The following is a 14,080-nucleotide window of genomic DNA, read 5'->3' as shown; positions in this document are numbered from 1 at the left end:
CAGCAATGAAAGAGTATTCAATTACGGTTGTCAAAACAAATAACCCTAACATATTAAAATTCGAAACTAATCATTTATTAGTACACCGAAAAAACTACGAATATAAAAATATTGACGAAGCCAAAAATTCACCACTGGCACAGCAATTATTTTATCTGCCCTTTATAAAGACGGTATATATTTCTGGGGATTTTATTGGGTTGGAAAGGTTTGACATTGTTCAATGGGAAGATGTCAAGGATGAGGTTGCACAGCAATTGGTAGAATACCTAAACGCGGGTGAACCCATCGTTATAGAAGAAGATATGGACAAGCCTATTCCTGTTACGGTATATGCCGAGGTAACGCCAAATCCTTCCACTATGAAGTTTGTGGCCAGCAAAAAAATCGTAGGTGCCGCTTTTGAATTTAAGAATATAGATGAGGCAAGAGATTCTAAATTGGCAACGGCCTTGTTCCAATTTCCATTTGTCAAGCAAGTCTTCATTGACGAAAATTATGTATCTGTTTCTAAATTTGAAGTTGCGGAATGGGATGATATTACCATAGAACTTAGAGAATTAATAAGAAACTTTATAGCCGACGGCAAGGAGATTGTGGAGGACACTGCAAAATCTAACAATCCTACCCAGGTTTCAGAAACGGTAACTACCCAACCAACCATGGACCTGGATGAAACATCACAGGAAATTGTAGATATTCTAGAAGAATATGTCAAGCCTGCTGTAGCTAGTGACGGTGGAAATATTATGTTCAAGTCCTATGACACGGAAACCAAAACGGTAAATGTTATTCTACAGGGCGCATGTAGCGGTTGTCCTTCATCTACATTTACTTTAAAAAATGGTATAGAGACCATGCTCAAGAATATGATGGGCGACAAGGTCAATGAGGTAGTTGCGCTAAACGGTTAAAGATTCAGCGCATAGAATTAATTTGTAACAAGCTTTTTTTGTAACTTGTAATGAACCTAAAAATAGAATAACATGGCAGTTTTAAAAGTAATTGAAATATTGGCAAATTCTGATAATGGCTGGGAAGATGCAGCAAAAAAAGCTGTAGAAGAAGCAGCAAAATCAGTAAAAAATATTAAATCCGTTTATATTAACGAGCAAAGCGCCACGGTAGAAGATGGTAAAATCAAAAACTACCGGGTAAATGTTAAAATAACTTTTGAAGTCAAGTAATATTAACAGATTGTATAGAAAAGCGCCAAAAGGCGCTTTTTTTTGTTCAAAACTGTACCCTAAACATAGTAATTATGCAAGCAACATATACCAACGATCTCATTCATGAAAGCAGCCCATATTTATTGCAACATGCGCATAACCCAGTAAATTGGGTAGCCTGGAGCCAAAAAGCATTGCTCAAGGCCAAGAATGAAAATAAATTGATCTTGATCAGTATTGGTTATGCCGCATGTCATTGGTGCCATGTTATGGAACATGAATGTTTTGAAGATGAGGATGTGGCAATGACCATGAATAAAAATTTCATCAATATAAAGGTAGACAGGGAAGAAAGACCCGACATAGACCATATATACATGGATGCATTGCAAATGATGACCGGTAGTGGTGGTTGGCCACTTAATATTTTGGCCTTGCCGGACGGAAGACCTTTTTGGGGAGCCACCTTCGTAAAGAAAGACCAATGGATCCAGGTATTGAACCAATTACAACAACTATATGAAAATGAGCCAAATAAAATAATAGGGTATGCCACCAATATGCACGAGGGCCTTAAGGAAATTAATTCGATCTCTGCAGAAAGCTCCGTGCAAAATATTTCAGCTACAACCTTAGCAGAAGTTGTTACTACTTGGTCCGCCTATTTTGATACTTATTTAGGAGGGTATAAACGTGCTCCAAAATTTATGATGCCCGTAAATATCAATTTCCTCTTGCACTATGGTCAAACCCAACAGGACCAAATGGTAAAGGAATATGTTGCGACCACATTGACCAGAATGGCCTGGGGCGGTATTTTTGACCATGTAGGAGGTGGTTTCTCCAGGTATGCAGTAGATACCAAGTGGCATGTACCCCATTTTGAAAAAATGCTCTATGACAATGGATTATTGATCAGTTTATATTCAAAAGCTTTTGCCGCGGATTCTAATGCACTTTTTAAAAATGTAGCCCTTCAATGTATTAATTTCCTCAAGGAAGAACTACTTGACGAAAACCATGGGTTTTATTCCTCTTTGGATGCTGACAGCCTTAACCCCAAAGGTACATTGGAAGAAGGAGCTTATTATGTTTGGACAGAAGCGGAATTAAAAAAGTTGCTTCAGGAGGACTTCACTCTTTTTAGTGATTATTTCAATATCAATTCCTATGGCTATTGGGAAGATGACAATTATGTATTGATCCGGGATGATGAGGAAGCATCAATTGCAGAAAAACATAATCTTAATACAAATGAAGTAGTTGAAAAAATATCAAAAAATTTAACGCTGTTAAAGACCCAACGCCAACTAAGGGCCAAACCCAGATTGGATGATAAAATACTGACCAGCTGGAACGGCTTGGCTTTAAAGGGTTTAACGGATGCCTATAACTATTTAGGAAATTCCGATATCTTGGACCTTGCCGTCAACAACGGTAATTTTATTGTAAACCAAATGCTCAAGCCCAACGGTATATTATATCGCAACCATAAAAATGGTAAAAGTACAATTTCTGGCTTCCTAGAAGATTATGCCGCCGTAATAGAAGGATTTTTAGGACTTTATGAGGCCACTTTTAATTTATTCTGGATGGATAAAAGTGTGGAGCTCACCAAAATTGTGATCGAAAATTTTACAGATCCAAAAACAGGATTATTTTATTTTACGGCAATAAATGGGGAATCATTAATCAGAAATACCATTGAAGTTGCAGATAACGTTATTCCGTCCTCCAATTCCATTATGGCCCTAAATCTGTTAAAGTTGTCCAAGTACTACCCAGAAGAAAGTTACCAAAATCGACTGGAACAAATGATGGGTACCATGCATACGACTATATTGGAAAATCCACAAAATCATGCCAATTGGCTTCATGTTTCCTCATTGATGAACGAAAAATTCTATGAAGTGGTCGTTATAGGTGAAAATTATGAACGCATTTGCAAAAAAATGCAAAAGAGCTATTTACCAAATACTATCTTTGCTGCTTCAGATGTAAAAACCAGTGAATTTCCACTGTTTAAAAATCGATATGTTGAAGATAAAACAATGATATATGTGTGCCACAACGGCACCTGTCATTTACCGGTAGAACGTGTAGAGGATGCATTGAACCTACTTACATAATTTCCCTGAAATTGGTCTACTTTCCATATAGATAAACTTGAATTCCCTGGTAAACTTTTATAAAAATTAAAATTTTAAATGTAGTTATGGACAAGATCATGAATCTTCAAGAGCATGCGGACAAAGCACTAGAATGGATGTGGGCCGTATTGCCTAATGTTATAATCGCCATTATTTTATTGGTTTTAGGAACGTATATTATTAGGTTCATCAATAAAATGGTACGCAAGTTTTTTCTTAGAAAGGATTATGACCTTGCCTTGGAAACTTTTTTACAGAGTTTTATCAGTATAGCCCTTAAAATAATTCTGTTTGTTTTGGTAATTACCCAACTAGGTGTACAGACCACGTCTTTGGTAGCCATTCTTGCCTCTGCCGGACTGGCAATTGGTTTGGCCCTACAGGGTTCTTTGGCCAACTTTGCCGGAGGCGTTCTTATATTATTGTTTAAACCATTTAGAATAGGTGATTTTATTTCTGCTCAAGGTGTAGATGGAACAGTAAGGGAAATTTCAATTTTTACGACTAAAGTGAGCACCTTTGGTAATCAAATTGCTGTGATACCAAATGGTCAATTATCAAATAATACGATTATCAATTATAATGCATTAGACACCAGAAGAGATAAAATTGATGTTGGTATAGGTTATGGTTCAAATATAAAACAGGCAAAGGAAATTCTGCTGGCTATAGTTAATGAACGCGATACCATCCTTAAAGAACCAGCCCCAGAAGTTTACGTTGGTGAACTAGCTGATAGCTCGGTAAACCTAACCTTACGTTTTTGGGCAAACAACCCAGATTTTTGGGCGGCACACTTTTATGTACTGGAAGAAATAAAATATAGATTTGATGCTGCAGGAATTGAAATACCGTTCCCACAACGTGTGGTGACTCGACTAAAGAGTTAATTCTAAAAACATTTAAGAACCTCCTTTTGGAGGTTTTTTTTGTATACTATTGTAAATCAATGCTTTAATTTGTATATTTAATAAAATTAGACGCCATGTACAAATTATTTTCTTTCCTGTTTTTGATGACACAGATTGTTCTTTCGCAAAGTGTACAACCTATTGGAACATCTAGTGGACTAATGACCACGGCACAAATGGGCATGTCCTATTATGAAGTGCCCATAGAAGGTACTCCCTATGTAAACGAGCTGTTCAAGAAAGGAACCACCATTATTAACGGAAACTATAAAAATGATGGGTTAATGAGGTACAACGCATACCAAGATGCCATAGAAATAAAAAACGAAAATGGTTCCGTACGTAGATTGTTAAGAAGGGAAAATATAATAGCCAATATTGATGGTACCATGTATATGGTGAGGAATTACAAGAGCATGGGTCAAATAAAAGCAGGGTATTTTAATCCCTTAAATGAAGGTTATACGCGGCTATTATTAAAACCAAAGAAAATATTCTTACAAGCTGAAAACCCTGAGAATGGATATGATGTATATAAACCTGCAAAGTATATGGACGTCTCCTTATATTATATACAGCAAGGTGATTATCCAGCAATAGAAATAAAATTGAACAAAAAATCTGTTTTAAAATTGTTGGACGGCAATAGCGATAATTTAAAAAAATACATTAAACAGAACGATCTAAACCTAAGGATACAGGAAGATATCATCAGGTTATTGAACTATTATAACACTTTGGACAATGGTAATACAATGCTTTAGTCCAAATAACTAGGTTTTCGATACTTTTTTAGTCTGCAACACAAAATCCTTTAAATAATAAGGTTCAAAATAAGCTACATCCTCAAATTTCTGTTCTTTGAACTTATCAAAGGAAAGTAAGGCCATTTCTTTGGAAGAAGGAACTATATGTGTGTGGAAAATAACTGTACCTGTATTCAAAACACCTCTTATTTTTTCCGCTCCACTACCTACGAAATGAACTGTTGCGTCTCCTAAAAATCCTTGAAAAGAATGTTCATCGATTATTTCAGCTTTTGTATCTCGTACTTGGTTCATTTGGTGATCAAAAACTGCGGAATATACTTCCATCCGCCTAGCATCCAATACCGGAACTACAACCGCATTATTTTCAATATCCACTATTTGTGATGCCATGCTTTTCAATGTAGAAATAGAAATCAAAGGTATACCTAGAGCATAACACAGCCCTTTTGCCGCCGAAACTCCTATTCGAAGTCCCGTATAAGAACCTGGGCCCTTACTGACCGCTATAGCCTCAATATCATCCATTTTAATAGTGGCTTCCTCAATTACTTCCTCAATAAATACATGCAATTTCTCCGCGTGCGAATAGTTAGCTGAATTTAATTCTCTAATCGCAAGGATTATTCCGTCTTTAGCGACACAAACGGAACAATTGGTAGAAGATGTCTCTAAATTTAATATTAAGCCCATATTGCAAAGGTATTACATCCTATAAAATGAAAAAGCCTGTAACACGTAAATGTTACAGGCCTTTAAATTATGTGATTATATTAGTTTAAGGAAAGTGGTATCCCAAAATAGAACTCAAGAACTTTTATTCTAAAAATATAATCGTATTTGGTTCTTATTACATCTGCTTCTGCATTATCCACTCTAGATTGTGCTTGGCTAAAAACAAATGCGTTCATTAGTCCAACATCATACCTTTCCTTTGAGTAGTCATAGGCCAATCTCCTAGCCTCTAACGTTTTTTCAGCTGCTTCGTAAGCTTTGGCAAAACTTTTTACATCAACATAGGCTTGGTTGACATCGGTCTCCAATTGCAATTTATTCTCCTCTAATTGTAATTGAGAGCGTAAAATATTTATTTCTGCACGCTTAATATTGTTTTTATTTTCAAAACGATTAAAAATTGGAACATTTAGCTGTACTCCATAAGAAATACCATCATTCTGCCACAACTGGTTTGAGAAGCTTTCTCTCTCTAAAAGCCCAGTAATATTATTAAAACGTTCTTGATCGGAATACCTAGTGTTATAATTAAAGAAACCTACAAGTGTTGGCAATAAAGCGCCTTTGGATATTTTTAAATCTTGTTCAGCAAGAGCCACATTACTTTCTGAAAATTTTATATCATTTCTAAAAGATAAAGCTTTTGCAAAAATCTCCTTAGGGGTTTGTATAAGAATTTCTGATTGTGGAACATCTATATCGATTTCCGCTATATCAAAATTATCATAATCTGTAATTTGCAATAATTGGGCTAAACTTATTTTTGCGATAATTACTTGGTTCTCCGTAAGAACGATTTGCTGTTCTTGACCTGCTGCCGTTGCTTCAATTTCCAACAAATCTCCTTTGGGCAGAACACCTGCATCCACAAGTTCGGAAGTTCTTTTTAAATCTTGTTCAGTAACGGCATATTGTGCTTTTTGGGTAACCAAGGTTTCTTTTGCAGAAATAATATTTAAATACGCAAAAGCGACATTTAAACGTATATCGTCCTTGAGGTCATCCAAACGATATTGATTGGCCAAGGAATTCATTTTTGCTCTTCTTAACCTATTGATATTTCTTAACCCATTAAATAAATTCACATTAGAACTTAAACCACCGTTGGCCGTTAATATTGTTGTAGTTACCGGTTCTTGCGTAGTAGGATCAAAAGACAGACCGGTATTGGCAGAAGTTGTAACACTGGCATTTGCGTTGGGCAAAAAATTCCCAAAGGCATCAGACTCACCGATCTTTGCTTCTTCAAAATCAAGTTCAGATTGCGCAATACTTATATTATTCTCTTCTGCATACAAAATACATTCTTCCAAGGTCCATTTTTTCTGTTGGGCCGTAACTACCACAACAGAAAACAATAATAGTAGTCCTGTTATTTTTACTTTCATTTGTTTTCTTTTTTGAACCGAACCTAAGTTTGGCTACAGGTTTCGTTTTTTGATTTGATTGATTATTTACTTATTGGTTAGCACCATTGTCAACACTCTTGGCATCTAACTTGTTCCAAATTTTAATCTTGGCATTCTCATCAATACCGGAAATGATCTCTACATCGATACCATCACTGACCCCTAACACCAATTCTCTCTTTTCAAATTCATTTTCGCCGGTTTCAACTTCCACGTAAGGTGTATTGGTTTCCTTATCAAACTGCAGCAATGCTTCTTTAATAGAAAGCACATCTTTCTTTTCTTCCAGAACTATAGCTGCATTAGCGCTATAGCCCGCCCTAACATTGGTACTGTCCGTAACCACCAAATCTCCTTCTATCTTAAACTGTACGGCACCTTCTTCCTCTACCCCCTTAGGAGCAATAAACTTTAATTTTGCCTTGAACGTTTCATCCTGTAACGCCCCCATACTAATTTCCAACGGCATACCAACTTTTAACTTTCCTACTTCTGCCTCGTCTACTTCTCCTTCAAATATCATTTTGGACATATCCGCAATGGTGGCTATAGTAGTACCATCGTTAAAATTGTTACTTTCAATGACCTGATCACCTACTTCAACAGGAATTTCCAATAATGTACCCGTTACCGTAGCCCTAATATTCGTATTGGCGCTGGATGAGCCTCCTGCGGATCCCACCCGGATTATCTGGTAGTCTGCCTGTGCATTTTCCAGTTCCTGCACCGCTTGATCATAGGTTAATTTAAGTGCATTGAAATCTTGGCTGGAGATAACACCCTTATCAAACAAAGTTTTGTTTCTTTCATATTCAACCTTGGTATTCCCCAGTGCAATTTTGGCATTGTTTACACGTCCTTTTGCTTGGTTTAAGGATTGTTCATTGGGCACCACCTTAATGGTAGCGATCAAATCTCCCGCTTTTACCTGAGCTCCTTCTTCCAAGTATACTTTTTCAATAATTCCGGAAATTTGGGGCTTGATCTCTATTTCATCTTCTGGAATAACCTTACCGGTAACCACAACCTTGTTTACAATATCCCTTTTTGCAACTTGCTCCGTTTCATATGTCTTTAGAGGAGTACTATTTTTCTTTAAAAAATAGACCACTGCAGCCAATATCCCTATTACCGCCACTCCTAGTAATCCGTACTTTACATACTTGTTCATGCTCAACTATTTGATTGTTATTTATTTTCTATTCTCTGGTTTGTTATTCTTCCCGCAATGCATCTATCGGTTTTATTCTAATTGCCCTATTGGCCGGAATCAATCCTATTAAAACACTTAGACCTACCATTAAGACGAATGATACTATAAACTGCGGTATACTGATTATAAGATTATAAAAGGGCATATCACTATTTTCCCCTATCATATTATTGGCTATCGCTAAAAACCCAACAGCTATGGCAAAGCCTACAAATCCTGCAAACACGGTTATTACTATAGACTCCAAAACAATCTGTCTTTTTACGACTCTAGGGGTCGCCCCCAAGGCGCGGCGTATGCCAATTTCCTTTGTACGTTCCTTTACCGTAATCAAAAGAATATTACTGATCGCAATAACCCCGGCAAGAAGTGTTAGTATACCTACAAAGAATGACACTCCCTGCAATACCGTTGTAAACGATGTTACGTTATTAAAGACCTCAGACAGGTCAAAGCTTCCAATTGCCCTTTCATCTATTGGATTGATATCATACTTGTTTTTTAACAATCGTTTGATCTGACTTTCTACTACAGGTACCTTTACATCTGGTTTTACCGAAATTGCCATCCAACCCATTCTATCTCCTGATCCAAATGCTTTTTGAAATGTGGAAAAAGGAATATATACCGAATTTTCACCATCAATATTGATATTCTGGTTGGGCTTGTAAATACCAACGATATTAAAGAACACCCCGTTTATCCTGACATCCTCACCAATAGCATTTTCCCCTTTATCAAAAAGAAGTTTATAGGTTTCCTCACCTATAACGCACACCTTTTTAAAATCTTCCATATCATTTTCGTTCAAAAACCTGCCTTCCACAAGTTTCTTCTTCATGATATCATCAATATTGGGATAATCACCATACACGGATGAACCACTGGTCAACCCATTTCTATACACGGTTACTATACCCCTGTGGCTTCCTAATTCAATTCTTGGAGCCAACACTTCTATTTCCTCTATCTGCTCCTTGAGTATGGTTGCATCCTCTAATTTAAATTGAATTCTACGACCTCTTTCAAAACCTTTATAAGGTTCAGAAGTACTTTGGCTCCATATAAAAAGACTGTTGGAAGCCGTACCGGCAAATATTTTCTGGAATCCGTTGCTCATACCATTTGCCCCTCCTAAAAGCAAAACCAAAATAATCATGGCGATAATTACACCCAGCATGGTTAAAAAAGTGCGAAAAAGATTCTTGCCCAAAGTGGCAAAAATTTCCGACCATAAATCTTTATCTAGAATCCACATATTATTTATCGCTTAACGCTACAATTGGTTTAACCTTTGCTGCTTTCATAGCCGGTATAAGTCCCGCCAAGACACCTGCTACCACTAATATTATTGTTGCCGTGACTACAATGGACATACTTACCGACGGGTTTGCAAATGCACCAGATTGAATATTGGGGCCCACTGCGGCCAGTAATGCGGTAGCAATTCCCAACCCAATAAAACCGGACAAAGCGGTTATAAAGACAGACTCAAACAACACTAATTTTATAATAGACCAAGGTTCTGCACCCAAGGCTTTCCTTACTCCAATTTCCTTGGTACGTTCCTTAATGATGAATACCATTATATTGCCTATACCCACAATACCCGAAAGCAAAATCAATAGACCTACAATAATTACGGCAATATCAAGACCTCCGGTAAAATTGCTGATATCCTCAAAAACTTCGGCATAATTAAAAATTCGCAATCCGGCCTGATCTTGTGGTGCAATCTTAAATCTGCGCTTAAATACACTTTCCAATCGTTCAGAAAATTCCAATGCTTTGGTTAGGTCATAAGTAGGGTTATAGGTTAAGGAAATCTGGTCTATATGATCTGTCTGCCCATACATTTTTTGAAAAGTACTTGTTGGAGCATATATTCCACGCTCCGCATTATCGTCGCCATCATCAGTAAAAGTACCTATGACCCTAAACGGCAAGCCATTAAACTCAACAAATTTACCTATAGCATCTTCTCCCTTAAATAGGTCTTCCTCTACCTTTCTTCCAATAACCGCTACTTTAGAGGCATTGAGCAAATCATTGGTATTGATGTACCTTCCCTTATTTACGATCGTTTTCTCTATAGCTTGATGATCTGGATAAACTGCCTGTATATTATAGCTACCGGTTTCACTTCTATAACGAGCAGAAGTACTTTGATATACCCTTGGGCTAATATATTCAATGTCGTTTGGAAAACTGCGTTTAATATATTCTATATCGTCATTTGTAAGCTGTATTCTTCTACCGGCCTCAAAACCACCATATGCCATAGATGTAGTACCGGTACGTACAAAAATTGAATTAGTGGCATCATCACTGAACTGCATGGTAAAACCGTTCTGCATTCCATTAACGCTAGCAAGCAGCATCACTAAAATAAAAATACCCCATCCTACGGAAAATCCCGTTAAAAATGTACGTAGCTTATTATTGCTGATACTATGATAAATTTCCTGCCAAATATCGCGATCAAACATATTGTTCTGCCCTTACCTGTTCAATTTTTTTATCCTCTATAATCACACCATCCTTTAAATGCACTATACGTTTACACATATCTGCAATATCCGGTTCATGCGTAACTATTAAAATAGTATTTCCCTGATCGTTAATTTTCTGGATAAGGTCCATTACCTCATAGGAGGTCTTACTATCCAAAGCTCCTGTAGGCTCATCCGCAAGCAATACCTTTGGTTCTGCAGCCAATGCCCTAGCAATGGCAACACGTTGTTTTTGTCCTCCGGAAAGCTCACTGGGTAAATGTGAGGCCCATTCCTTTAGTCCAACTTGTTCCAAATATTTCAATGCTTTTTCTTGGCGTTCCTTTCTTGGTACCTTTTGGTAGTACAGGGGCAGCGCTACATTCTCCGCCGCACTTTTATAATTAATTAAATTAAAGGACTGAAAAACAAAACCTAAAAACTTGTTCCTATAGCGTGCTGCCTTGGTTTCATTCAAGTTTTTAATAGGTACATTATCCAAAATATATTCCCCGGTATCTGAACTATCCAACATACCCAGTATATTGAGTAACGTAGATTTCCCGGAACCGGAGGAACCCATTATAGCTACCAATTCACCTTCCTCAACGTTAAAATTTATACCTTTTAAAACGTGAAGCGAGTTTTTGCCCATTTTATAGGACTTGTGAAGATCTTTAATTTGAATCATGTTGGTTATGGTTTTGAACAATCCTAAGCATTGTCTTTAGGTTAGACTATGTGAGATTAAGATTGTTACATCAATTCTTGGATTTTTTTTAATTTATTGATTTTGGGCAAATTCATCTGGCTTGACCTCGTTCCAAACCTTAATTTTATCACCTTCTTTGATACCTGAATTTATTTGCACGTAAATACCGTCGCTTATGCCCAGTTCAATATCCTTACGCTCAAATTTCTGGTCACCGGTAGCAATTTCCACAAATGGTTTTTTGGTTTTGTCGTCAAATTGGACCAATGCCTCCTTTACGGCCAAAACACTGTCCGCTCGTGCAAGGATAATAGAGGCATTAGCGCTAAGTCCGGCCCTAATGAATACACTATCCTGCTTTTTAAGGGTCCCTTTAATTTCAAATTGTATGGCGCCGTTCTCTTCATTGCCCTTTGGGGCTATATAATCAAGAACCGCATCAAAAACTTTGTCCTCAATGGCACCAACCGTAATTTCCAAAGGTAGATTTTCCTTAATCTTGCCTACTTCGGATTCATCGACCTTTCCTTCAAATATCATTTTGTCCACATCCGCAATAGCCGCAATAGTAGTGCCCTCGTTAAAATTGTTGCTTTCTATAACCTGGTTGCCCACTTCCACAGGTACTTCCAGTACCATACCACTTACCGTGGCCCTTATTTGCGTATTTGCGGCATTACCGTACCCGGCAGTTGTACCGGTCTTAACAATATCAAAGCGCTTATTTGCGGCAGCGAACGATTGCTTTGCCTGATTATAGGTTACTTCTGCTCTCTCTAAATCCACCTTTGATATTACACCTTTCTCAAACAGGCTTTTTTGCCGGGCCAAATTTCTTGCTTGATCATCCAAATTTATCTTGGCTTCATCAATATTGTTTCTTGCATCGTTCAATGCACTTAAATTGGGCACTACCTTTATGGTACATAACAAATCACCGGACTGTACATAATCCCCGCCCTCTACAAATATTTCATCTATCACCCCAGAAATATTAGGTTTGATCAATACTTCCTCTAGAGGTAAAATACTACCGGTAGCCATTGTTTTTCTTATAATCGTCTGCTTGGACGGTTCTTCTGTCTGATAAACAACCGGGTCCTCAGCATTTTTTTGATACAAATAATACATAGACCCACCAAAGGCCAAAACAATAATTAAAAGAATGACAATAGTTGCTGATTTTTTCATTTTTTGATCGGTTATAATTTTATCAATGTAATTATTCTGTTCTTAATGCCTCTATAGGCCTAATTTTTATAGCGCTTTGGGCAGGTATAAAGCCTGCAAGCAATCCTGAAAAGACCAAGATGATCAATGCACTTAGCACCACCCCAAGGCTTACACTCGGATTTATGAACATATCTACGGGACCGACCGAATCTAAAAGTGCATTCACGCCATATATAAATGATGCGCCAAATACAATACCTATCATACCGGAAATAATGGTCAAGAAAATAGATTCCATCAATATCTGTTTTTTAATAGACCAAGGTGCTTCTCCCAATGCCCTACGGATACCAATTTCCTTGGTGCGTTCTTTGATTACGATCAACATGATGTTGCTCACCCCTATAATTCCGGATAATAGGACTAGTACTCCAACAAAATAAGCCACCCACCGCAGTGCCCCAAAAAGGCTCTCAACCCTATTAAATTGTTCATAGAGATCAAAATAGCCTACAGCACGTTTATCATCTGGATGTACCCGCCTTTTTTCTTTGACTACACTCACAATTTTCTCCTTTAAATCACTAATAGAGCTACCATCTTGAGCTGTTATGGCCATCCAACCCACATTATTCCCCATATTAAAGGCTTGGGAAAAAGCCGTAAACGGTACAAAAATTTCCTTTTGCCCTTCTTCACCTCCACCCTCGCTCTTTTTTTGATAAGTACCTACGACCATAAAGTTGACCCCCTGAATTTTAATATAGGTTCCCAGAACCTGTTCACCTTTATCGTAAAGCTCGTTTTGTACGCCGTCCCCTATTACCGCTATTTTTCTTTTGTCCTCAATATCGTTCTGGTTAATAAATCTGCCCGATGTGATGGTCATGGGTTCTTGGCGAATAATTTCCGGATAGTCCCCATAGATATTAAAGGCCCCTATTTTAAGTCCCCTTACCACATTATTTCCGCCACCAAAACCTCCTAACTGATTACGAGGGGAAATAAAACGTAAGTTTGGCACATTATCCCTAATAGCTTGAACATCTTCTACCTTAAACTGAAATTGTCTTCCTTTAGGCAACCCTTTATAGGGCATTGTGGTACTTCGTGACCACATAAACATCGTATTGGTGGCAATATCCCCAAAATCTGCCCGTATACCGTTCTCCAACCCTTTACCGGCCGCCAATAAAATAATTAGGATAAATACACCCCAACCCACACCAAAAGAGGTTGCCAGCGTTCTAAAGACGTTGCCTGACAAGACTTCCATAATTTCCTTCCAACGGTCTCGGTTAAACATGTTTACTTTATTTAATTCCAATACTAATCCAACCACAAACAGT

The 14,080-nt window shown here is 37.5% G+C and carries 13 protein-coding genes; 5 read left to right on the top strand and 8 right to left on the bottom strand.

Annotation, left to right across the window (positions count from 1 at the left end; genetic code table 11):
- The first annotated feature begins 5 nt into the window (after positions 1-5).
- The 5 genes from Q2T41_RS12675 to Q2T41_RS12655 all read left to right on the top strand — a co-directional run bounded on the left by Q2T41_RS12675 (position 6) and on the right by Q2T41_RS12655 (position 4,994).
- Complete coding sequence (locus tag Q2T41_RS12675; protein WP_304436384.1) at positions 6-914, top strand: NifU family protein; 909 nt, start codon at positions 6-8, stop codon at positions 912-914.
- A 72-nt stretch (positions 915-986) separates the two neighbouring features.
- Positions 987-1,187 (top strand): dodecin family protein, encoded by a 201-nt coding sequence (locus Q2T41_RS12670; RefSeq protein WP_089259367.1) that lies wholly within the window; start codon positions 987-989, stop codon positions 1,185-1,187.
- A 74-nt stretch (positions 1,188-1,261) separates the two neighbouring features.
- The gene (locus Q2T41_RS12665; protein WP_304436383.1) at positions 1,262-3,298 is read left to right on the top strand and encodes a thioredoxin domain-containing protein; all 2,037 of its coding nucleotides are present in this window, start codon (positions 1,262-1,264) and stop codon (positions 3,296-3,298) included.
- Positions 3,299-3,384: 86 nt separating this feature from the next.
- Complete coding sequence (locus tag Q2T41_RS12660) at positions 3,385-4,209, top strand: mechanosensitive ion channel family protein (RefSeq protein WP_304436382.1); 825 nt, start codon at positions 3,385-3,387, stop codon at positions 4,207-4,209.
- 95 nt (positions 4,210-4,304) lie between these two features.
- Positions 4,305-4,994, top strand: a complete 690-nt coding sequence (locus Q2T41_RS12655; RefSeq protein ID WP_304436381.1) for a hypothetical protein — start codon at positions 4,305-4,307, stop codon at positions 4,992-4,994.
- A 9-nt stretch (positions 4,995-5,003) separates the two neighbouring features.
- Here Q2T41_RS12655 and tsaB read toward each other — a convergent pair whose 3' ends face one another.
- The 8 genes from tsaB to Q2T41_RS12615 form a co-directional block, all read right to left on the bottom strand.
- Positions 5,004-5,690, bottom strand: a complete 687-nt coding sequence (gene tsaB / locus Q2T41_RS12650; RefSeq protein WP_304436380.1) for a tRNA (adenosine(37)-N6)-threonylcarbamoyltransferase complex dimerization subunit type 1 TsaB — start codon at positions 5,688-5,690, stop codon at positions 5,004-5,006.
- Between the two features lie 80 nt (positions 5,691-5,770).
- Positions 5,771-7,120 (bottom strand): TolC family protein, encoded by a 1,350-nt coding sequence (locus Q2T41_RS12645; RefSeq protein ID WP_304436379.1) that lies wholly within the window; start codon positions 7,118-7,120, stop codon positions 5,771-5,773.
- A 70-nt stretch (positions 7,121-7,190) separates the two neighbouring features.
- Entirely contained in the window at positions 7,191-8,312 is a 1,122-nt protein-coding gene (locus Q2T41_RS12640; protein WP_304436378.1) for an efflux RND transporter periplasmic adaptor subunit, read from the bottom strand.
- Positions 8,313-8,355: 43 nt separating this feature from the next.
- Positions 8,356-9,612: an ABC transporter permease gene (locus Q2T41_RS12635; protein ID WP_304436377.1), complete on the bottom strand. Its 1,257-nt coding sequence runs from the start codon at positions 9,610-9,612 to the stop codon at positions 8,356-8,358.
- A 1-nt stretch (position 9,613) separates the two neighbouring features.
- Complete coding sequence (locus Q2T41_RS12630; RefSeq protein WP_089259359.1) at positions 9,614-10,843, bottom strand: ABC transporter permease; 1,230 nt, start codon at positions 10,841-10,843, stop codon at positions 9,614-9,616.
- Positions 10,836-11,537: an ABC transporter ATP-binding protein gene (locus Q2T41_RS12625; RefSeq protein WP_089259358.1), complete on the bottom strand. Its 702-nt coding sequence runs from the start codon at positions 11,535-11,537 to the stop codon at positions 10,836-10,838. The genes Q2T41_RS12630 and Q2T41_RS12625 overlap by 8 nt, the downstream gene beginning before the upstream one ends.
- A gap of 93 nt (positions 11,538-11,630) precedes the next feature.
- Positions 11,631-12,749, bottom strand: coding sequence for an efflux RND transporter periplasmic adaptor subunit (locus tag Q2T41_RS12620; protein WP_144804564.1), 1,119 nt, complete (start codon positions 12,747-12,749; stop codon positions 11,631-11,633).
- Between the two features lie 31 nt (positions 12,750-12,780).
- A complete protein-coding gene (locus Q2T41_RS12615; RefSeq protein ID WP_304437443.1) occupies positions 12,781-14,037 on the bottom strand; it encodes an ABC transporter permease in 1,257 nt (418 codons plus the stop codon).
- Positions 14,038-14,080: the final 43 nt, after the last annotated feature.

The sequence above is a fragment of the Maribacter confluentis genome (genome assembly GCF_030505015.1).
Classification (GTDB): Bacteria; Bacteroidota; Bacteroidia; order Flavobacteriales; family Flavobacteriaceae; genus Maribacter; species Maribacter sedimenticola.
Note: the sequence above shows the minus strand (reverse complement) of the source record. Positions and strands in the feature narration are given on the sequence as shown.

What these genes read in the sequence shown, in the direction of transcription:
- Q2T41_RS12640 (WP_304436378.1), bottom strand. Translation starts at nt 8,312, where the DNA reads ATGAACAAGTATGTAAAGTACGGATTACTAGGAGTGGCGGTAATAGGG.
- tsaB (WP_304436380.1), bottom strand. Translation starts at nt 5,690, where the DNA reads ATGGGCTTAATATTAAATTTAGAGACATCTTCTACCAATTGTTCCGTT.
- Q2T41_RS12635 (WP_304436377.1), bottom strand. Translation starts at nt 9,612, where the DNA reads ATGTGGATTCTAGATAAAGATTTATGGTCGGAAATTTTTGCCACTTTG.
- Q2T41_RS12630 (WP_089259359.1), bottom strand. Translation starts at nt 10,843, where the DNA reads ATGTTTGATCGCGATATTTGGCAGGAAATTTATCATAGTATCAGCAAT.
- Q2T41_RS12615 (WP_304437443.1), bottom strand. Translation starts at nt 14,037, where the DNA reads ATGTTTAACCGAGACCGTTGGAAGGAAATTATGGAAGTCTTGTCAGGC.
- Q2T41_RS12670 (WP_089259367.1), top strand. Translation starts at nt 987, where the DNA reads ATGGCAGTTTTAAAAGTAATTGAAATATTGGCAAATTCTGATAATGGC.
- Q2T41_RS12675 (WP_304436384.1), top strand. Translation starts at nt 6, where the DNA reads ATGAAAGAGTATTCAATTACGGTTGTCAAAACAAATAACCCTAACATA.
- Q2T41_RS12620 (WP_144804564.1), bottom strand. Translation starts at nt 12,749, where the DNA reads ATGAAAAAATCAGCAACTATTGTCATTCTTTTAATTATTGTTTTGGCC.
- Q2T41_RS12645 (WP_304436379.1), bottom strand. Translation starts at nt 7,120, where the DNA reads ATGAAAGTAAAAATAACAGGACTACTATTATTGTTTTCTGTTGTGGTA.
- Q2T41_RS12625 (WP_089259358.1), bottom strand. Translation starts at nt 11,537, where the DNA reads ATGATTCAAATTAAAGATCTTCACAAGTCCTATAAAATGGGCAAAAAC.
- Q2T41_RS12665 (WP_304436383.1), top strand. Translation starts at nt 1,262, where the DNA reads ATGCAAGCAACATATACCAACGATCTCATTCATGAAAGCAGCCCATAT.
- Q2T41_RS12660 (WP_304436382.1), top strand. Translation starts at nt 3,385, where the DNA reads ATGGACAAGATCATGAATCTTCAAGAGCATGCGGACAAAGCACTAGAA.
- Q2T41_RS12655 (WP_304436381.1), top strand. Translation starts at nt 4,305, where the DNA reads ATGTACAAATTATTTTCTTTCCTGTTTTTGATGACACAGATTGTTCTT.